This window comes from Azospirillum sp. 11R-A, assembly GCF_049472615.1.
GTDB classification, from domain to species: Bacteria; Pseudomonadota; Alphaproteobacteria; order Azospirillales; family Azospirillaceae; genus Azospirillum; species Azospirillum palustre.
On sequence record NZ_JBCEBL010000002.1, the window covers coordinates 82,339 to 100,192 of the forward strand.

The following is a 17,854-nucleotide window of genomic DNA, read 5'->3' on the forward strand; positions in this document are numbered from 1 at the left end:
GATCATCCTTCGCTGGCCCTGTTCCGGGTGTCCCTTCTTTGGTTTTTGCCGGGATGGGGTTTAACACGACAGATGAGACGATAACTGATGTTCGACCGTCCGCAGCGCTCTTCCTTCCGCGCTCCTGAAATCACCCAGCGCGACATCCGTGCCACCGTCAAGTGGTTCAACGCCACCAAGGGCTTCGGCTTCGTCACCCCCGACGATGGGTCGCCCGACGCTTTCCTGCACTCCACGGTTCTGCAGTTCTGCGGACACGACAGCCTGCCCGAAGGCGCCACCATCACCTGCGATCTGTCGCGCGGCCCGAAGGGCCCGCAGGTCGCCACCATCCACGCGGTCGACACCTCGACCGCCGCTCCGAGCCGTCCGTCGCGCGCCCCGCGCGAGCGTGACAGCTGGGGCAACGACGGTGGCTACGGCGGCGGCAACAGCTACGGCGGCGGCAGCCGTGGCGGCTACGGCGCCGACAGCTACGGCGATTCGGACGGCGGCGAAGTCGTCGACGGCACGGTGAAGTGGTTCAACGTGTCGAAGGGCTTCGGCTTCATCGCCCCGTCGACCGGCGGCAAGGACATCTTCGTGCACATCCGTGCGCTGGAGCGGTCGGGCATCAACGGTCTGGACGACGGTGCGCAGGTCCGCGTCACGATCCGCCAGGGCGCCAAGGGCCCCGAGGCTCAGCGCGTCGAAATGGCCTGATCTCTCATCGGTCGTTGTGATGTGAAAAAGCCCCCGCTCCACCGGAGCGGGGGCTTTTTCATTGGTGCTGTTCGGGAAAGCTTCTTGCTCACTCCAGATGGTCCAGCGGCAGCCGGGTCTCGAACTTCACCTCCTTCAGGGTGACGCTCGATTTCACGTGCGACACCGCGGGGATGGAGAAGATGCGTTCGCTGAGGAAGCGGCCGTAATCCTCGGTGGTCGGCACGACGATGCGCAGCAGATAGTCGGCGTCGCCGGTGACCGCGAAGCATTCCAGCACCTCCGGCATGCCGGCGATGGCGGTTTCGAACTGGTCGACCGCATTCTCCTTGTGGCGCTCCAGCGTGACATGGGCGAAGACGCATTCGCCGAGCCCCAGCTTGCGCGGGTCGAGCTGCACCGTGTAGCGGCGGATGACGCCGATCTCCTCCATCGACCGCACCCGGCGCCAGCAGGGGGAGGCCGACAGGCCGACCGTGTCGCCCAGCTCCTGCATGGTCAGGCGGGCATTCTCCTGCAGGGCCGCCAGGATCCCCTTTTCATGCCGGTCGAGCTTGATCGCCGCCATTGGCATCCTCTCCGTCCATTCAATCGTTGCATCTGCAAACATAAGCAGAGCCGACATCGGGTGCGAGCCCTTCCATGCAACCAATCGCCCCGTCCCGGTGTTGCTCCGGCGGTGGGTGGCGGGTCGGCAGGCGCGAGGAGAAGACCGTGTTCGATTGGATCGTCGGTATGGTGGAGCAGACGGGCTATCTCGGCGTCGCTCTGCTGATGTTCGCGGAGAACCTGTTTCCCCCCATTCCGTCGGAGCTGATCCTGCCGCTGGCCGGCTTCACCGCCGCGCGGGGCGACCTTGGACTGCCGATGATCATCGTGTCGGGCACCGTGGGCGCTGTGCTGGGGGCGCTGTTCTGGTACGGGATCGGCCGCTGGGTCGGCAGCCGCCGGCTGAAGCAGTGGGCCGCGCGCCATGGCCGCTGGCTGACCATCGCACCGGAGGAGGTCGACGAGGCCGCCGCCCATTTCCGCGAGCATGGCGGCCGGGCCGTGCTGATCGGCCGGATGATCCCGGCGGTGCGCACGCTGATCTCGATTCCCGCCGGGGTGTCGAACATGGCGCTGGTCCCCTTCCTGCTCTACACCACCGCCGGCACCGCGATCTGGACCACCTTCCTGGCGAGCGCCGGCTATCTGCTGGAGGACCGCTACCAGCAGATAGCCGGCTGGCTGAACCCGGTGTCCAACATCGTCGCCGCCGGGATCGCCCTTTGGTACGTCTACCGCGTCGCCACCTTCGGCCGGCGGTCGGCCCGCCAGCCGGCGGAATAACGGCCAAGCCCTTTTCCGCACAGAGGAAAGCCGGACCTTCCCGGCTGGACGGTCCGGCTGCCGCATGCTCTGACTGGTGGGTCCGACCGTCAGCGGGAGCCGTTTCCATGAGTTCCAATCCGACCATCATCCTCGTCCATGGCGCCTTTGCCGACGGGTCCTCCTGGGGCCGGGTGATTTCCCGCTTGCAGGCGGAAGGGTTCGCCGCAGTCGCGGTGCAGAACCCGCTGGTCTCGCTCGACGACGATGTCGCCCATGTCCAGCGCGCCATCGACCGGACCAAGGGGCCGGTGGTGCTGGTCGGCCATTCCTGGGGCGGGGCGGTCATCACCCAGATCGGCGGGCAGGAGCGGGTGAAGTCCCTGGTCTATGTCGCCGCCTTCGCCCCCGACGTGGGACAGTCGCCGAACGACACGCTGAAGCCCTTCCCGCCATCGGCCGGCCTGTCGGGCGTGTCGGTGGACAAGGGCCGCTTCCTGACCCTGACGCCGGAGGGCATGGCCCGCAACTTCGCTCAGGATTTGCCGGCGGAGGAGACCGCCCTGCTGGCCGCCACCCAGGGGCCGGTCGCGGCGGCCTGCTTCGCCAGCAAGGTCGGCGCCGCCGCCTGGAAGAGCAAACCCGCCTGGTATGTCGTCGCCAGCCAGGATCGCATGCTGCCGCCGGATTTCCTGCGCGCCACCGCCTCGCGCATCGGCGCCCGGACGGTCGAGGTCGAAAGCGGCCACGCCCCCCACCTGTCGCGCCCCGATGCGGTGGCGGCGGTGATCGTCGAAGCGGCCCGCGCTATCTAGACCGTCGCACCGCCCCCGGCGTGGTGCCGCGCCGCCGCCGCAGGCTGCGGGTCAGGGCGCTCTGGTCGGAGAAGCCGACCGCCAACGCCACCTCCGCCAGCGGCAGGCGGCCGTCCCGCAGCAGCGCCTCGGCCCGGTCCAGCCGCAGATCTGCCAGCAGGCGGGCCGGGGTGCTGCCGGTGCGGGCGCGGAAGCGTTCATGGAACCGGCTGGGCGCCAGACCGGCCGCCTCGGCCAGTTCCGCCACCGTCAGCGGCTCGCCGCAGCGCTCCGCCATCAGGGCCAGGGCGCGGTCGATGGGATCCTTCGATACGGGCGATACGGGCCGCGGCGGTTGCCGCGCCTCCAGGGCGCGCAACAGCAGCCCCGCCGAGTGATGGGCGAGCACCGGGTCGAGCGGCCGGTCGGCCGCCTCCGCCGCCAGATAGCGAACCAGCCCATCCAGCGCCCCGTCGATGGCGAAGAAGGCGTCGCAGGCGCGCACCGCCGCCTCCGGCACCAGCCCGGCGGCCGGCACATCCAGCACAACGAAGCGGTTGGCGCCGCCGCTGCGGAAACTGTGCGGCACCCCGTCCGCCACCAGAACGCCGCGCCCGTCCCCCACCCGGCCGCAGGCGCCGCCGACCTCCATGTCGAGGGTGCCGGCGATGGGCAGCACGATCTGGTGATGGTCATGCGCGTGCCGCCGTTCGTGCCCGTCGTAACTGCGGGTGCTGACGGTCGGCCGATGCGGGGACGCCACGCCGGCGGACTCCTGAAATCGGTTCGAGGGACCGATGGTACGCCCTCGACCGTTCCGCCGGCAACCGCCCTGTTGCCGGACGATGCTTGCCAAATACCGATTTGCGAAACTGAGTTTCGACAAATCCCGACAGCAGTCGAATGAAGTCTTTGGCCGTATTCCGAACAGATGTGGCGATATTCGCCCACCCATTCACTTCCCCGTGACCTGATATTCCGGACGAACGGTTGCGGCATCGGACAGACCGTCTTTATGAGTATTTTCAAATAAGAAAAACGACCGCCAAGGCACGGATCGTTCGTCATTCGACAAAAAACACTCATAAAAGGAACGCCCGATGTACCGAGATCGCATCCGCCTGAAATCCCTGTGGGGCAAGGTGGTGCCGGCGGAGGAAGCCGCCTTTCTCATCAAGGACGGCATGACCGTGGGCATGAGCGGCTTCACCCGTGCCGGCGACGCCAAGGCGGTGCCGCTGGCGCTGGCCGAGCGCGCCGCGTCGGAGAAGCTGAAGATCACGCTGATGACCGGCGCCTCGCTGGGCAACGACGTCGACAGGATCCTGACGGAAGCGGGGGTGCTGTCGCGCCGCCTGCCCTTCCAGGCCGATCCGGTGCTGCGCAAGGCGATCAACCGCGGCGAGGTGATGTTCGTCGACCAGCATCTGTCGGAAACGGTGGAACTTCTGCGCTCGCGCCAGATGGGGCCGGTCGATGTCGCGGTGATCGAGGCCTGCGCCATCACCGACACCGGCGGGATCGTGCCGACCACCTCCATCGGCAATTCGGCGACCTTCGCCATCCTGGCCGAGAAGATCATCATCGAGCTGAACCTGACCCAGCCGCTTGATCTGGAGGGGATGCACGACGTCTATATCCCGACCCGCCGCCCCTTCCGCGAACCGATCCCAGTGGTGACGGCGGAGAGCCGGGCCGGCCTGCCCTACATCCCCATCGATCCGTCGAAGATCGCCGCCATCGTGGTGACGCGCAAGCAGGACAGTTCCGCCAGCATCCTGCCGCCCGATGACGAGACCAACGCCATCGCCGGCCACCTGATCGAGTTCTTCGGCCGCGAGGTGAAACAGGGCCGGCTCGGCCGGTCGCTGGCGCCGCTCCAGGCCGGCATCGGCACCATCGCCAACGCGGTGCTGCACGGGCTGATCGACGGACCGTTCCACGATTTGACCATGTACAGCGAAGTGCTGCAGGACAGCACCTTCGAGCTGTTCGACGCCGGCAAGCTGACTTTCGCCTCGGGTTCCTCGATCACGCTCAGCGCCGGGAAGTACGCCGAGGTGCTGCCGAAGATCGGCTCCTACAAGGGCCGGCTGCTGCTGCGGCCGCAGGAGATCTCCAACCATCCCGAGGTGATCCGCCGCCTGGGCGTCATCGGCATCAACACGGCGCTGGAGTGCGACATCTACGGCAACGTCAACTCGACCCACGTCAACGGCACGCAGATGATGAACGGCATCGGCGGCTCCGGCGACTTCGCCCGCAACAGCCACCTCGCCATCTTCGTCACCAAGTCGCTGGCCAAGGGCGGCGCCATCTCCAGCATCGTGCCGATGGTCACCCATGTCGACCACAACGAGCATGACGTCGACGTGCTGGTGACGGAGATCGGGCTCGCCGACCTGCGCGGGCTGGCGCCGCGCGAGCGGGCGGAGACCATCATCCGCAACTGCGTCCATCCCAGCTACCGCGAACTGGCGGCCGACTATCACCGGCGGGCGCTTCAGCGCGGCGGCCACACCCCGCATCTGCTGGAGGAAGCCTTCGCCTGGCACAGCCGCTTCCAGCAGACCGGCAGCATGATGCCGGCGGCGCTGGCGGCCGACTAGGCCCCCTCAAAAACGGGCGGGCCGCGGAATGCCGCGGCCCGTTCCCGTTACCCATCTGTTGTCAGGCGTGCTGCCCGCCGTTGCGCTCCAAGTAGAGGAGCAGCGCAGGATAGTAGTGCTTGCGCTCGGACGAAATCTTCTCGCAGAAACGGCGTGCGGCCCCACTCTTGAGCCAGTCCTCAAGCTGACCGTTCTGCCGTTTTTCCGCGACGATGGTATCGATCGCGTCCAAAATCTTGTGAATCACCTCAGGCCTCGTCTTATGAAGATCGGAGCGACGTCTTCGTCGCCCTCTCAATCCTATATGCGCTCGCCTGATGGTGAACGGCCCTGCATTCTGGGAATGGCTGCATGTTGCAATGCACAAAACGAATGGCTTCACGCCCTCTCCCGCTCATCCTCCGATGGCCGCAGAGCCTGTCCGGTCGGGCAGAGCCGCAGCAGCACGCAGCGGTCGCAGGCCGGCGCCTGATAATAACAACAGCGCTGGCCGTGCAGCATCATGACCTCGTGGTTGTCATAGACCTGCTGGGCATCCCACCCCTCCGGCAGCTGCGCCGACAGCACGGCGTGGGATGGGCCGACGGCGAGAGTGGCGGGGATCAGGCCGGTGCGCACGGCGACGCGGTGGTGATGGCTGTCCACCGGCAGCGCCGCCTGCCGCAGGGTGGAGAAGCTGAGCACCGCAGCGCTGGTCTTCGGCCCGACGCCCGGCAATTCCTCCAGCCACGCACGGGCCTCTGGCACCGTCATGCCGGACAGCAGGTCGAGCGACAGGCTGCCGACCCGCTCGGTGATGCGGCGCAGGATGGCCTGGATGCGCGGCGCCTTCTGCTCCGGCCAGGTGACGCCGGCGATGGTCGCCTCCACGTCGGCGACCGGGGCGTCGCGCACCGACTGCCAATCCGGCCAGCGGCGCCGCAGCGCCTTGAAGGCGGCGCCGGAGGCCGCATTGCGGGTGCGGTGCGACAGCAGCGACGACACCAGCTCGCTCAGCGGGTCGAGGCTGTGGAAATAGGCGACCGGGCAGCCGTAGACGGTGCACAGCAGCCGGTGGATTTCGAGCGCCTTGTCGCGCAACGCAGCGGGGTCGGTCATGAAAACCGACAACAGCCGAACCGGTAAGGCGTTACCGGTAAATCATCGGGCTCTCTTTTCCACCGAGCCCTACCCCACCAGCCCCGACATCACCGCGCGCAGCTGCGCCGGTTTCACCGGCTTGTTCAGCACCAGACAGCCGGCCGCCTTGGCCTCGTCCGCCAGTTCCGGCGTGCGGTTGGCGGTGACGATCACGGCGGGCAGGATGCGACCGCAGGCGGCGCGCAGCCGCGCCACTTCGTTGACGCCCAGCGCCCCGTCGTCGAGGTGATAGTCGGCGATCAGCAGATCCGGCGGCTGCGGCATGCCGGACAGCAACGCCAGAGCCTCGTCGCCATTGGTGGCCGACACCACGTCGCAGGCCCAGCCGCGCAGCAGCGCCTCCATCCCCGCCACCACCGCCGGCTCGTTGTCGAGCACCAGCACCGAGGTGCCGGCCAACCGGTTGGTCATCGGCCGGGCAGCGATGCTGGCCGGGCGGACGGCGCGGCGCTCGGTCCCGCGCGGCACGGTGACGGCGAAGACGGAGCCCCTGCCCGGCTCCGACCGCACGGTGATGGGGTGGTCCAGCATGCGGGCGACGCGGTCGACGATGGCGAGCCCCAGCCCCATGCCGCGGTCGCGCCCCTTGGTGACCGGGGTGTCGAGGCGGCGGAATTCCTGGAAGATTTCGGCGATCTTGTCGCGCGGGATGCCGGGACCGTTGTCCCACACCTCGATGCGGATGCCACCGTCACCGGTCCGGCGGCAGCCGACCACCACCCGGCCGCCCTGGACGTAGCGCAGCGCGTTGGACAGGAAATTCTGCACGATCCGGCGCAGCAGCCGCATGTCGCTGCGCACCACGGCGCCGGACCCCACCACCTTCAGGTCGATGCCGCGCTCCGCCGCCACCGCGGCATATTCGGTGGCGAGCGGCGCCAGGACGCCGCGCAGCGGGAAGTCGGTGACCTCAGGCGTCACCGCCCCGGCGTCGAGCTTGGAGATGTCGAGCAGCGCCGACAGCAGATCCTCCACCGACGCCAGGGCGAGGTCGATGTTGTCCACCAGCTCCGCATTGGCGGCCGGCTGTTCCAGGTCGGCCAGCGCCGAGACGAACAGCCGGGCAGCGTTCAACGGCTGCAACAGGTCGTGGCTGGCGGCGGCGATGAAGCGGGTCTTGGACAGGTTGGCCTGATCGGCCTGGGATTTCGCCTGCTGAAGCTGGTCGTTCAGCATCATCAGCGCGGATTTCTCCGCCTGTTCGGATGCGCGCCGCCGCTCCTCCTCGCGCTTGATGACGGTGATGTCGGTATAGACGCCGACGATGCCGCCGTCGCGGGTGCGCCGCTCGTTCACCTGGATCCAGCGTCCGTCGGACAGCCGGTTGAGGAAGACGCCCTTCAGGTCGTGGCGATGCTCCATCCGCTCGCGCAGCCAGACGTCGGGCGGCGGCTCGGCGACGGCACCGGCAGCGGCGACCATCGCCACCAGATCGTTGAAGCGGATGCCGGCCTGGATGCGGCCCGCCACCGACGGCCAGTAGGACAAATATTTGCGATTGCACAGCACCAGCCGGTCGGCGGAATCGAACAGGGCGAACCCCTCGTTCACCGACTCGATCGCCTCGAACAGGCGGGTGCGCATGGTGTCCGCCAGCTCCTTGGCGCGGGCAAGGTCGCGGTTGCTGTCCTCCAGCTTGTGCAGGGCGCGTTCCAGCTCCAGCGTGCGCTCGCGGATCTTCTGCTCCAGCACGATGGCGGTCTGGAACAGCGAGAAGGCGCCGCCCTGGAAGTCCATCGACCGCTCGACGCGGTCCATCAGCACCTTGTTGATGCGCTGGAGCTTGGCATTCTCCCGCTCCAGCTCGGCGATACGGTCGGCGGGGTCGAGTGTCCAGTTGCGGGTCTGCATGCCGGCCATGGCTTAACGCCCTCCGATGGCGACGCCCGTGAAGGTCTGGTTGACGTGCATGCCGTTCACCTGCTCGCCATAGGCACAGAAGCCGACGACGCGGTGACGGGCCAGCCGGTCGGACATCACGGCGTTCAGCTGCCGCTGCTCCATCTCCAGCCGGCGCAGGATGCAGTCGCAGCCGAGGATCAGGTCGGGAGCGCCGACCTCCGCCTCGATCCCCTCGATCAGCCCGTCGAAGTTGGAAACCGGATCGACCCCCTCCGCCACCGTCAGCACGATCCCCTCGTCGATGGCGCAGAAGAAGGTCAGGCTCTCGTCGTCGTTCACCTTCTGGATCGAGCGGACATGATACTGGCCTCCGACCCGCACCACGACCGGGTGCGAGGCGAAGATCATCGGAGTCAGTGGCTCCCCCTCCAGCCCGACCAGCCGGGCATATTCGCGGCCCGCCGGCTCGGCATTGATCTCATGGACGATGCGGTGCTGCGGATCGGCGCCGGTGACCACCATCTTGCGATCGGAGCTGACGAAATGTTGGGTGCGGAAGACGGTGAAGGGCCGCGTCGTGGTGAACAGCGCCACCACCGCGCCATTGGGATGGAAGGCGCCCTCGTGCAGGACGAAGGTGCGCTCGAAATGCAGGTCGTCGCCGGCCGAGGCGCCGAACAGCGGGATGTCGATCAGCGCGTTGTGCAGCGCGCTGACCACCGTCTCCTCGCTCATCGACAGCCCGTCGATCAGCAGCATGGCGAAGCTGCGGGCCTCCTCGCCCAGCGGCACCGGGCGGGTTCCCATGGCGCGGTCGCGGCGCGACAGCAGCGACCGCGCGATGGCGGTGCTGTCGGCGATCTCGAAGCGGTCGACATGGTCCACGAGCGCGGTGACGATGCAGAAATCCTCGGTCGGGAAGCCCACCGCCACCAGGGCGTTGGTGGTGTAGCCGCCGGGGCCGATCTCCCCCGCCGTGGTGCAGCCGATCACCGGCACCATGCCGAACTCCCGCGCCAGCGCATCGGCCAGCGCCTCGCGGTCATAGCTGGGGGCGCAGAAGACGACCACAAGCTCCAGCGCCACCTCGCCCAGCCCGGCACGCAGTTCCCGCGCCGCCTCGTCGGCGCGTTCGGCATGGGTGACGGCGCGCGGCATGCCGTCGCCGGAGCTTGGCCTCGCCGGGCCATTTACGGTGGGACCGTCTGCGAAGTTCTCCAGTGCGGACATCACTGCCCCTGCCGCCTCCCTCCCGGTCTGCGGTTGCGATCCGGCAAGGGTACTCCAGGGATGGCGGCGGGCAAGACCAATCCGCGGACCGGTGAAGGAGGACATGATGCGGGGCGGCTCCTAAACAGTCTCGGCCGGTTGCGGATCCGGCAGCCCGGCCAGTTCCTCGTCGGTGAACAGGCGGGCCCTGGCGGTGAAGCGGACGCCGTCCGGCGCCTCGATCGAGAAGCCGCCGCCGCGCGCCTGGATAACGTCCAGAATGACCTGGGTGTTGCGCCACCATTGGAAGGTGTCGTCGGACATGCAGAAGGGCGCACCGGCGACCGTCCCCAGGCACAGGTCGCGACCGCCCATCCTGAACTCCCCCTTCGGCAGGCAGAGCGGCGCCGAGCCGTCGCAGCAGCCGCCCGACAGGTGCAGCATCAGCGGCCCGTGCTTCGCGGCAAGCCGGTCCAGCAGGGCGATGGCGTCGGGGGTGGCAATGACGCGGTCAGTCGGGGTTGGGACGGTCATGGTGGTCCTTTATCACGAAACCACACGGAGAAAGAAAAAAGGCCGGGGGACACGCCCCCGGCCCAGGTTTGCCCGATAGGGAGGAGCAGGGCTCAGAAGAAGCCGAGCGCTTTCGGGCTGTAGCTGACCAGCAGGTTCTTGGTCTGCTGGTAATGGTCGAGCATCATCTTGTGCGTCTCGCGGCCGATGCCGGACTTCTTGTACCCACCGAAGGCGGCGTGCGCCGGGTACAGGTGGTAGCAGTTGGTCCAGACGCGGCCGGCCTGGATGCCGCGGCCCATGCGGAAGGCGCGGTTGCCGTCACGGCTCCACACGCCGGCGCCCAGGCCGAACTCGCTGTCGTTGGCGATGGCCAGCGCCTCTTCCTCGGTCTCGAAGGTCGTCACGGCGACGACCGGGCCGAAGATCTCCTCCTGGAAGATGCGCATCTTGTTGTGACCTTCCAGGATGGTCGGCTGCACGTAGTAGCCGCCTTCCAGCTCGCCGCCCAGATGGGCGCGCTCGCCGCCGATCAGGACCTTGGCGCCCTCGGCCTTGCCGATCTCGATGTAGGAGAGGATCTTCTCCAGCTGCTCCTGCGACGCCTGGGCGCCGATCATGGTGCCGCCGTCCAGCGGGTGGCCCTGGGCGATCTTGGCGACGCGCTCGACCGCCAGCTTGATGAAGCGGTCGTAGATCGACTTCTGGATGAGGACGCGGCTCGGGCAGGTGCAGACCTCGCCCTGGTTCAGCGCGAACATCGCGAAGCCTTCCAGCGCCTTATCGAGGAACTCGTCGTCGGCGGCCATCACGTCTTCGAAGAAGATGTTCGGCGACTTGCCGCCCAGCTCGACGGTCGACGGGATGATGTTCTCCGACGCGTATTGCAGGATCAGGCGGCCGGTCGAGGTCTCGCCGGTGAAGGCGATCTTCGAGATGCGCTTGTTGGTGGCGAGCGGCTTGCCGGCCTCGATGCCGAAGCCGTTGACGATGTTCAGCACGCCGGGCGGCAGCAGGTCGCCGATGATGTCGGCCAGCACCATGATCGCCATCGGGGTCTGCTCGGCCGGCTTCAGCACGACGCAGTTGCCGGCGGCCAGCGCCGGGGCCAGCTTCCAGGCGGCCATCAGCAGCGGGAAGTTCCAGGGAATGATCTGGCCGACGACGCCCAGCGGCTCATGGAAATGGTAGGCGTAGGTGGTGTGGTCGATCTCGGCGATCGAACCTTCCTGGGCGCGGATGCAGCCGGCATAGTAGCGGAAATGGTCGATGGCGAGCGGCACGTCGGCGGCGCGGGTCTCGCGGATCGGCTTGCCGTTGTCCAGCGTCTCGGCCAGCGCGATGACCTCCAGCCGCTCTTCCATGCGGTCGGCGATCTTCAGCAGGATGTTCGAGCGTTCGGTCGGCGAGGTGCGGCCCCAGGCATCCTTGGCGGCGTGGGCGGCGTCGAGCGCCAGCTCCACGTCGGCGGCCTGGGAGCGGGCGATCTCGCACAGCGGCTTGCCGGTGATCGGGGTGAGATTGGTGAAGTATTGGCCATCCACCGGCGCAACCCACTGACCACCGATATAGTTGTCGTAGCGGGGGCGGAGCGCGATCTGCTTCTGGAGCGTGTCGAGAGCCTGGTGGAGCATTTGGGCCGTTCCTCTCAGTGTGGTGAACCGGTCAGGTCTCCGGTCCAGCGCGTTTGTCGAGGGCCATTCAGCCACTCTGAGTGGGAGGGGGTAAATTGTACTATGGAAGGAGACGGTCGGCGGGTGGGATTGTTCGTGCCCCACCCTATGAGCGCTCCCCTTGCGGCGCCTCACTCCGCCGGCTGGCGACCCTCGACATAGCCCTTGCGCAGCTGCTCCTGGTACCAGCGGCGGTGGTGCTCCATCGCCCAGTTCTCGTCGACCTCGCCGCAGCCCATGGCGTCGAAGGCGCCTTCCATGCCGATGGTGCCGATGTAGATGTGGCCGATCACCGCGGCGATCAGGCCGGCCGCCAGCAGGCCGTGGATGACGTGCATGATCTGCATGCCGCCGATCCCGGTGAGGGCGAAGGGTACCATCAGCAGATAGCCGGTGGCCGCCATGCCGATGCCGCCCAGCACGATGCTCCAGAACACCAGCTTCTGCCCGGCGTTGAAGCGCCCGGCCTCCGGATGCTGTCCGCCGGCCTTGGAAAAGAGCCCGCCCGCCGTCCTGATCCACAGCCAGTCGGCCTTTTCCGGAATGTTGTCGCGCAGCCACAGGCCCATGATCATCAGCAGCCCGACGACGAAGGGCACGCTGACGAAGTTGTGGATCGACTTGGCATATTCCGCCAAAGGCGTGAAGGCCTGATGGCCGATCAGCGGGATCAGCAGCGGCCGGCCGAAGGTCAGGATCACCCCGGTCAGCGCCATGAGCAGGAAGCTGACCGCCGTCGTCCAGTGGGCGAAGCGGTCCAGTCCGTTGAAGCGCAGCACCAGCCGCCCCGATTTGCCGCCATGGATGCGGATGGTGCCGCGATAGAGGAAGAAGATCGCCAGCACCGCCGTCATGCCGATGGCCAGCCCGCCGATCGCCAGCCGCAGCGTGTGGGTGCGCCACTCCCGCCATTCCCGCCCTTCCGGCTGGACCAGCACCGCCAGCTTCTCGTCCGGGATGCTGACGCGGCCGATCAGCTTGTCGTCCTGCGGGACATAGAGCGGCACCTGCTCCTTGCTGGTCGGCGAGTTCTGGCCGGGCACCTGGGTGAGCTGCGCTTGTGCGAAAGTCGGAGCGGCCAGACTCTGGAGGGCCAGCAGGGCGATCAGCAGCAGGGCGTGCAGGGGGAGTCTGGTGGGGCGCATGGTGGTCTCCCGGTATGATCTTTACTTGCGGGGGCGCTCACGCCCCTCCCGTGCCCGGCCCGCCCGGTGCGAAGGGGGAACCGCGGTCGTTGCGGCCGTAGGCGGTCGACCAGCCCGGCGCACCCGAGCCATAGCCGCGGCGCAGCGAACGCTCCTGATAGATGTCGGCCAGCACCGCGCCGTCGCCGGCCATCAGCGCGCGGGTGGAGCACATCTCGGCGCAGAGCGGCAGCTTGCCCTCGGCCAAGCGGTTGGCGCCGTATTTCTGGTACTCCTCGACGCTGCCGTCCGGTTCGGGACCGCCGGCGCAGAAGGTGCATTTGTCCATCTTGCCGCGGCTGCCGAAATCGGTGGTGCGCGGGTATTGCGGCGCGCCGAACGGGCAGGCGTAGAAGCAGTAGCCGCAGCCGATGCACAGGTCCTTGCTGTGCAGCACCACGCCATCAGCCGTTTGCAGGAAACAGTCGACCGGGCAGACCGCGGCGCAGGGCGGGTCGTTGCAATGCATGCAGGCCATGGAGATCGACCGCTCGCCCGGCTTGCCGTCGTTCAGCGTGACCAGCCGGCGGCGGTTGATGCCCCACGGCACCTCATGCTCGTTCTTGCAGGCGGTGACGCAGGCGTTGCATTCGATGCAGCGTTCGGCGTCGCACAGGAACTTCATCCGGGCCATCGTTCTGTTCAGCTCCCGTACGTCACGCCGGCTCGACCCGGCAGAGGGTGACCTTGGTTTCCTGCATGAAGGTGACGGGGTCGTAGCCGTAGGTCGTCACCCCGTTCACCGGCTCGCCCAGCACGATGGGGTCGGTGTTGGGCGGGTAGTTGCCGCGCAAGGACTCGCCCTGCCAGAAGCCGGAGAAGTGGAAGGGCATGAACACCGTGCCGCCGCCGACGCGGTCGGTCACCAGCGCCTTGACCTTGGCCTTGCTGCCGTCCTCCGGCCCATAGACCCAGACCCAGGCACCGTCCCTGATGCCCAGCCGCTCGGCGTCCCTGGTGTTGATCTCCGCGAACATCGACTGCTGCAACTCGGCCAGCCAGGGGTTGGACCGGGTCTCCTCGCCGCCGCCCTCATATTCGACCAGCCGGCCGGAGGTCAGCACCATGGGGAAGCGCTGGCGCAGGTCGCTGTCCGCCACCTTGAACTGCAACGAGCGGGCAAGCTGGACCAGACGGAAGTCGCGCCGGTCCTCGATGGCCGGGAAAGCCTTCACCAGATCGGGGCGCGGGGAATAGATCGGTTCGCGGTGGACCGGCACCGGGTCGGGCAGGTTCCAGGCGACGGCACGCGCCTTGGCGTTGCCGTGCGGCACGCAGCCATGCTTCAGCGCGACGCGGATGATGCCCATCGACAGGTCGGTCTGCCAGCTGACATTGTCCACCTCGGCCCCGCCACCGCCGATGGCCTGAATGACGCGCATCTCGTCGGGCGTCAGATCCTTGTCCCAGCCCAGCTTCTTCAGCACGGCCATGGTGAATTCGGGATAGCCGTCCTCGATCTCCGACCCCTTCGAATAGGAGCCGTCGGCCAGCAGCGAGACGCCGTTGCGCTCCACCCCGAAGCGGGCGCGGAAGACGCCGCCGCCGTCCATGACATGCTTGGAGGTGTCGTAGAGCACCGCCGAACCCGGATGCCGGATCTCCGGATGGCCCCAGCTCGGCCAGGGCAGGCCGTAATAATCGCCGGCGCAGGGGCCGGAGGCGGCCCGCATGGTGATCTTGTCGAAATCGGCCTGATGCTTCATGTGCATCTTCAGCCGTTCCGGCGACTGGCCGGTGGCGCCGATGGACAGGCAACTGCGGTTCATCTCGCGCAGGATGTCCTCCGGCACCGGCCGGTCCTTCTCCACCGTGATGTGCTTGAACATCTCGTCGGCGAAGCCCAGCTTGCGCGCCAGCAGATAGATGATGGTGTAGTCGTCCTTCGATTCGAAGATCGGCTCCACCACCTTCTCGCCCCACTGCATCGAGCGGTTGGAGCAGGTGCGCGACCCGTCGGTCTCGAACTGGGTGCAGGCCGGCAGGATGTAGGTGCCGTTGCGCCGCTCCTTGATCGCGGCAAAGGTGGTCGGGTGCGGGTCGGCGATGACCAGAAGGCTGAGCTTCTCCAGCCCCTTCACCATCTCCGGCATGCGGGTGACGGTGTTGCCGCCATGGCCGAAGCACATCATGGCGCGGAGCGGGCTCGGCTGGTCGATCTCGCCCGGCTTGGCCAGCACGGCGTCGAACCAGCGCGTGGTCGGGATGCCCTTGGCCTCCATCAGATCCTTGGTGGCGAAGCGGCCCTTCAGATAATCGTATTCGACGTCCCAGGCACGGGCGAAATGCTTCCACGCCCCTTCCGCCAGCCCGTAATAGGCGGGCAGCGTGCTGACATCGAGGCCGAAGTCGGTGGCGCCTTGCACGTTGCAGTGGCCGCGGTAGATGTTGGCGCCGCCGCCGGCCACGCCGATGTTGCCCAGCGCCAGCTGCAAAATCGACAGGGCGCGGACATTGGCGGTGCCGACCGTGTGCTGGGTGACGCCCATGCACCAGATCACCGTGCTGGGCTTGTTCTTGGCCAGCGCCTCCGCCACGCGGCGAAGCTGCGATCCCGGGGCGCCGGTCACCCGCTCCACCTCCTCAGGCGTCCACTTCTTCACCTCGGCGCGGATCTCGTCCATGCCGTAGACGCGCTGGCGGATGTATTCCTTGTCCTCCCAGCCGTTTTCGAAGATGTGCCACAGCAGGCCCCAGGCGACCGGGATGTCGGTGCCGGGACGGATGCGGACATACTCGGTAGCGTGCGCGGCGGTGCGGGTGAAGCGGGGGTCGATGACGATGAAGGGCGCGCGGTTGTGCTCCTTGCCGCGCAGCATGTGCTGCATCGACACCGGGTGCGCCTCGGCCGGGTTGCCGCCGACGATCACCAGCGCCTTTGAATTCTGGATGTCGTTGTAGCTGTTGGTCATGGCGCCGTAGCCCCACGTGTTCGCCACGCCGGCGACCGTGGTGGAGTGGCAGATGCGCGCCTGATGGTCGACGTTGTTGGTGCCCCAGAAGGCCGCCAGCTTGCGGTAGAGATAGGCGCCCTCATTGGAGAATTTGGCCGAGCCGAGCCAGAACACCGCGTCCGGCCCCGACGCCTTGCGGATGTCCATCAGCTGGTTGCCGATCTCCTCGATCGCCTGGTCCCAGCCGATGCGCTGCCAGACGCCGTCGACCAGCTTGAGCGGGTATTTGACCCGGCGGGTGCCCTTGGTCAGCTCGCGCACCGAGGCGCCCTTGGCGCAGTGGGTGCCCTGGTTGATCGGGCTTTCCCAGCCCGGCTCCTGCCCGACCCAGACGCCGTTCTGCACCTCGGCGATCACCGTGCAGCCGACCGAGCAGTGGGTGCAGACGTTCTTGCGCGTCACCACCTCGACGTTCGGCAAGATGGGACCGGCCTCCGCCTTGCGGATCATCGCACCCGGCAGCGCGCCGACGGCGGCGATGCCGCCCGCGGCAAGACCGGACCGGCGCAGGAAGCCGCGGCGGCTGACGCCGGATTCCAGACTGTCGGCCAGGGCGGCGACCAGACCGGACCGCTTTCCGCCTGCCGCTTTCGCCGAGCTGCGTTTGACCAGCATTGACACCCTCCGGATCGCCCTACAGGCGGTTCAGCGCGTAGAAGCGCTTGACGTGTTCGGTTTCGCGGTAGCGGGCCTTCACCTGCTCCTGCGGCGATTCCATTGCCTGCGCCTCCTCCCCCGCCGGCAGGACAGCCGCCGCCGCCGCGCCGGCCGCACCCAGGCCCAGCGTCTTCAGGATGTCGCGGCGTTGCAGGGGATTGCGCGCGGGGCTCTTGCAGGTCGGGTCTTGCGGCGGCGTCATGCGTCGGCTCCCTCCAACTCGTCGATCTGTCTGTTCAGGGCCTCCTGCTCGATCTCCAGGAACAGGCGGCCGATGGTGCCGACCGGGCGGTACAGGGCTGCCGCCTCCGCCTTTTCCAAATCCTGGAAGAAGCGCCCGGCCCAGGGCGTCAGGTGGCTGTCCAGCATGTGGCGCTGCACCGCCGGGTCGGCCCCCTCGCGGATCAGCACGGCCATCACGTCGCAGAGCGCGGCGATGTGGTCCTCCGGCTCCGACACGTCGGGCGCGCGTTCCAGCCCCAAAGCCTGGAGGTCGGCGCGCAGGGCCGACAGCGGACGGTCGATCAGGAAGCCGGTGCGGTAATAGGAAGCATAAGGGACCAGCTCGCCCTGGACGACGCCGATGAACAGCGCGTTGAACTCGCGCTCCGCCGCCTGTGGATCGATGGTGCGGGCGCAGGCGGCCAGATCGTCGAAGGCCCGGCCGAGCGGCGTGGTGTCGCCGGTGAGACCGCCCAGCAGCGCCAGCAGCTCGGCGCCCGGCGGGGCAGCCAGCGTCAGCGCCAGCAGCCGGTAGAGGTCGGCACGCAAGTCCTCCGCGCCGCTTTCCGGATCGTGAACCGTCATCACACTCCCGCAAGCCCTGTTCGAGGCCATGGCAGGCCCGAACCGTAACAACGGCCGGCGCGGGCAAAGGTTGCCTTACCCGGTCGGGGCTACCCTGCCGGGATCATCCGTTTTCCCCAACAGCGCGCTCAATTCTGCGGATTGCCGCCCTGCTGGCTGTCGGGCTGCGGACGGCCGGAGAAGTTGCGGTGCGCGACCGACGCCTCTTCCCCCACCCTCGCGCCGCTCGAAGCGAAGGTTTCGTCGGCGCTGCGGGCGAACAGGCTCGGCAGCACCGCCCAGGCGCTGCCCGCCAGAACGAGGATGGCGCAGAGCGCGGCGAGGAAGGCTTTCATCGGCGATTCTCCAGACAGCGCTTACTGCGGGAAAAGCCGCGCTGCCGGCCTTTCCCGCCATCGCACAACGCCGCCCGGAGCCGATTGTTTCCATCCTCGCTTTTCCGCTTGATATGCTCTAATC

General features: G+C 67.7%; 18 protein-coding genes. 4 read left to right on the forward strand and 14 right to left on the reverse strand.

All coding sequences use genetic code 11. The features are described 5' to 3' along the window. Positions 1-87 precede the first annotated feature (87 nt). Positions 88-702 carry a cold-shock protein gene (locus VH569_RS03995; RefSeq protein WP_098736162.1) on the forward strand — a complete coding sequence of 205 codons (615 nt, stop codon included), beginning with the start codon at positions 88-90 and terminating at the stop codon, positions 700-702. Positions 703-790: 88 nt separating this feature from the next. On the opposite strand, the gene VH569_RS04000 is transcribed toward VH569_RS03995, so the two are convergent. Then, positions 791-1,270, reverse strand: coding sequence for an Lrp/AsnC family transcriptional regulator (locus tag VH569_RS04000; protein WP_109048989.1), 480 nt, complete (start codon positions 1,268-1,270; stop codon positions 791-793). A 146-nt stretch (positions 1,271-1,416) separates the two neighbouring features. Here VH569_RS04000 and VH569_RS04005 point away from each other — a divergent pair, with 146 nt between their 5' ends. Further along, positions 1,417-2,034 carry a DedA family protein gene (locus tag VH569_RS04005; RefSeq protein WP_423314237.1) on the forward strand — a complete coding sequence of 206 codons (618 nt, stop codon included), beginning with the start codon at positions 1,417-1,419 and terminating at the stop codon, positions 2,032-2,034. A gap of 107 nt (positions 2,035-2,141) precedes the next feature. Then, positions 2,142-2,828, forward strand: a complete 687-nt coding sequence (locus VH569_RS04010; RefSeq protein WP_423314238.1) for an alpha/beta fold hydrolase — start codon at positions 2,142-2,144, stop codon at positions 2,826-2,828. On the opposite strand, the gene VH569_RS04015 is transcribed toward VH569_RS04010, so the two are convergent. Beyond that, positions 2,821-3,570, reverse strand: coding sequence for a helix-turn-helix domain-containing protein (locus VH569_RS04015; protein ID WP_423314239.1), 750 nt, complete (start codon positions 3,568-3,570; stop codon positions 2,821-2,823). The two genes, VH569_RS04010 and VH569_RS04015, sit on opposite strands and share 8 nt — an antisense overlap. A 337-nt stretch (positions 3,571-3,907) precedes the next feature. Between VH569_RS04015 and VH569_RS04020 the strand changes: the two genes are divergently transcribed. Next, a complete protein-coding gene (locus VH569_RS04020) occupies positions 3,908-5,416 on the forward strand; it encodes an acetyl-CoA hydrolase/transferase family protein (protein ID WP_423314240.1) in 1,509 nt (502 codons plus the stop codon). A 61-nt stretch (positions 5,417-5,477) separates the two neighbouring features. On the opposite strand, the gene VH569_RS04025 is transcribed toward VH569_RS04020, so the two are convergent. From VH569_RS04025 to VH569_RS04080, 12 genes are all read right to left on the reverse strand, one after another. Next, entirely contained in the window at positions 5,478-5,663 is a 186-nt protein-coding gene (locus VH569_RS04025) for a hypothetical protein (RefSeq protein ID WP_376965906.1), read from the reverse strand. Positions 5,664-5,794: 131 nt separating this feature from the next. Next, positions 5,795-6,514, reverse strand: a complete 720-nt coding sequence (locus tag VH569_RS04030; protein ID WP_423314241.1) for an endonuclease III domain-containing protein — start codon at positions 6,512-6,514, stop codon at positions 5,795-5,797. A gap of 69 nt (positions 6,515-6,583) precedes the next feature. Then, positions 6,584-8,416 carry a hybrid sensor histidine kinase/response regulator gene (locus tag VH569_RS04035; RefSeq protein ID WP_423314242.1) on the reverse strand — a complete coding sequence of 611 codons (1,833 nt, stop codon included), beginning with the start codon at positions 8,414-8,416 and terminating at the stop codon, positions 6,584-6,586. A gap of 3 nt (positions 8,417-8,419) precedes the next feature. Then, positions 8,420-9,556: a nitric oxide-sensing protein NosP gene (gene nosP, locus VH569_RS04040; protein WP_423314243.1), complete on the reverse strand. Its 1,137-nt coding sequence runs from the start codon at positions 9,554-9,556 to the stop codon at positions 8,420-8,422. 192 nt (positions 9,557-9,748) lie between these two features. After that, complete coding sequence (locus tag VH569_RS04045; RefSeq protein WP_423314244.1) at positions 9,749-10,141, reverse strand: DUF779 domain-containing protein; 393 nt, start codon at positions 10,139-10,141, stop codon at positions 9,749-9,751. Between the two features lie 92 nt (positions 10,142-10,233). Beyond that, positions 10,234-11,754, reverse strand: a complete 1,521-nt coding sequence (gene adh / locus VH569_RS04050; protein ID WP_423314245.1) for an aldehyde dehydrogenase — start codon at positions 11,752-11,754, stop codon at positions 10,234-10,236. A 170-nt stretch (positions 11,755-11,924) separates the two neighbouring features. Continuing rightward, a complete protein-coding gene (locus VH569_RS04055) occupies positions 11,925-12,938 on the reverse strand; it encodes a formate dehydrogenase subunit gamma (protein WP_423314246.1) in 1,014 nt (337 codons plus the stop codon). A gap of 37 nt (positions 12,939-12,975) precedes the next feature. After that, positions 12,976-13,611, reverse strand: coding sequence for a formate dehydrogenase FDH3 subunit beta (gene fdh3B / locus VH569_RS04060; protein ID WP_222529045.1), 636 nt, complete (start codon positions 13,609-13,611; stop codon positions 12,976-12,978). 22 nt (positions 13,612-13,633) lie between these two features. After that, the gene (locus VH569_RS04065) at positions 13,634-16,546 is read right to left on the reverse strand and encodes a formate dehydrogenase subunit alpha (RefSeq protein WP_423314247.1); all 2,913 of its coding nucleotides are present in this window, start codon (positions 16,544-16,546) and stop codon (positions 13,634-13,636) included. 19 nt (positions 16,547-16,565) lie between these two features. Then, positions 16,566-16,790 (reverse strand): twin-arginine translocation signal domain-containing protein, encoded by a 225-nt coding sequence (locus VH569_RS04070; RefSeq protein WP_423314248.1) that lies wholly within the window; start codon positions 16,788-16,790, stop codon positions 16,566-16,568. After that, entirely contained in the window at positions 16,787-17,395 is a 609-nt protein-coding gene (locus tag VH569_RS04075) for a TorD/DmsD family molecular chaperone (protein ID WP_423314249.1), read from the reverse strand. The genes VH569_RS04070 and VH569_RS04075 overlap by 4 nt, the downstream gene beginning before the upstream one ends. A gap of 128 nt (positions 17,396-17,523) precedes the next feature. Next, entirely contained in the window at positions 17,524-17,730 is a 207-nt protein-coding gene (locus VH569_RS04080; RefSeq protein WP_423314250.1) for a hypothetical protein, read from the reverse strand. Between the last annotated feature and the right edge of the window lie 124 nt (positions 17,731-17,854).

Coding starts and splice junctions, on each gene's coding strand:
- VH569_RS03995 (WP_098736162.1), top strand. CDS start 88: ATGTTCGACCGTCCGCAGCGCTCTTCCTTCCGCGCTCCTGAAATCACC.
- VH569_RS04000 (WP_109048989.1), bottom strand. CDS start 1,270: ATGGCGGCGATCAAGCTCGACCGGCATGAAAAGGGGATCCTGGCGGCC.
- VH569_RS04010 (WP_423314238.1), top strand. CDS start 2,142: ATGAGTTCCAATCCGACCATCATCCTCGTCCATGGCGCCTTTGCCGAC.
- VH569_RS04020 (WP_423314240.1), top strand. CDS start 3,908: ATGTACCGAGATCGCATCCGCCTGAAATCCCTGTGGGGCAAGGTGGTG.
- VH569_RS04030 (WP_423314241.1), bottom strand. CDS start 6,514: ATGACCGACCCCGCTGCGTTGCGCGACAAGGCGCTCGAAATCCACCGG.
- VH569_RS04035 (WP_423314242.1), bottom strand. CDS start 8,416: ATGGCCGGCATGCAGACCCGCAACTGGACACTCGACCCCGCCGACCGT.
- nosP (WP_423314243.1), bottom strand. CDS start 9,556: ATGCCGCGCGCCGTCACCCATGCCGAACGCGCCGACGAGGCGGCGCGG.
- VH569_RS04045 (WP_423314244.1), bottom strand. CDS start 10,141: ATGACCGTCCCAACCCCGACTGACCGCGTCATTGCCACCCCCGACGCC.
- adh (WP_423314245.1), bottom strand. CDS start 11,754: ATGCTCCACCAGGCTCTCGACACGCTCCAGAAGCAGATCGCGCTCCGC.
- VH569_RS04055 (WP_423314246.1), bottom strand. CDS start 12,938: ATGCGCCCCACCAGACTCCCCCTGCACGCCCTGCTGCTGATCGCCCTG.
- fdh3B (WP_222529045.1), bottom strand. CDS start 13,611: ATGGCCCGGATGAAGTTCCTGTGCGACGCCGAACGCTGCATCGAATGC.
- VH569_RS04065 (WP_423314247.1), bottom strand. CDS start 16,546: ATGCTGGTCAAACGCAGCTCGGCGAAAGCGGCAGGCGGAAAGCGGTCC.
- VH569_RS04070 (WP_423314248.1), bottom strand. CDS start 16,790: ATGACGCCGCCGCAAGACCCGACCTGCAAGAGCCCCGCGCGCAATCCC.
- VH569_RS04075 (WP_423314249.1), bottom strand. CDS start 17,395: ATGACGGTTCACGATCCGGAAAGCGGCGCGGAGGACTTGCGTGCCGAC.
- VH569_RS04080 (WP_423314250.1), bottom strand. CDS start 17,730: ATGAAAGCCTTCCTCGCCGCGCTCTGCGCCATCCTCGTTCTGGCGGGC.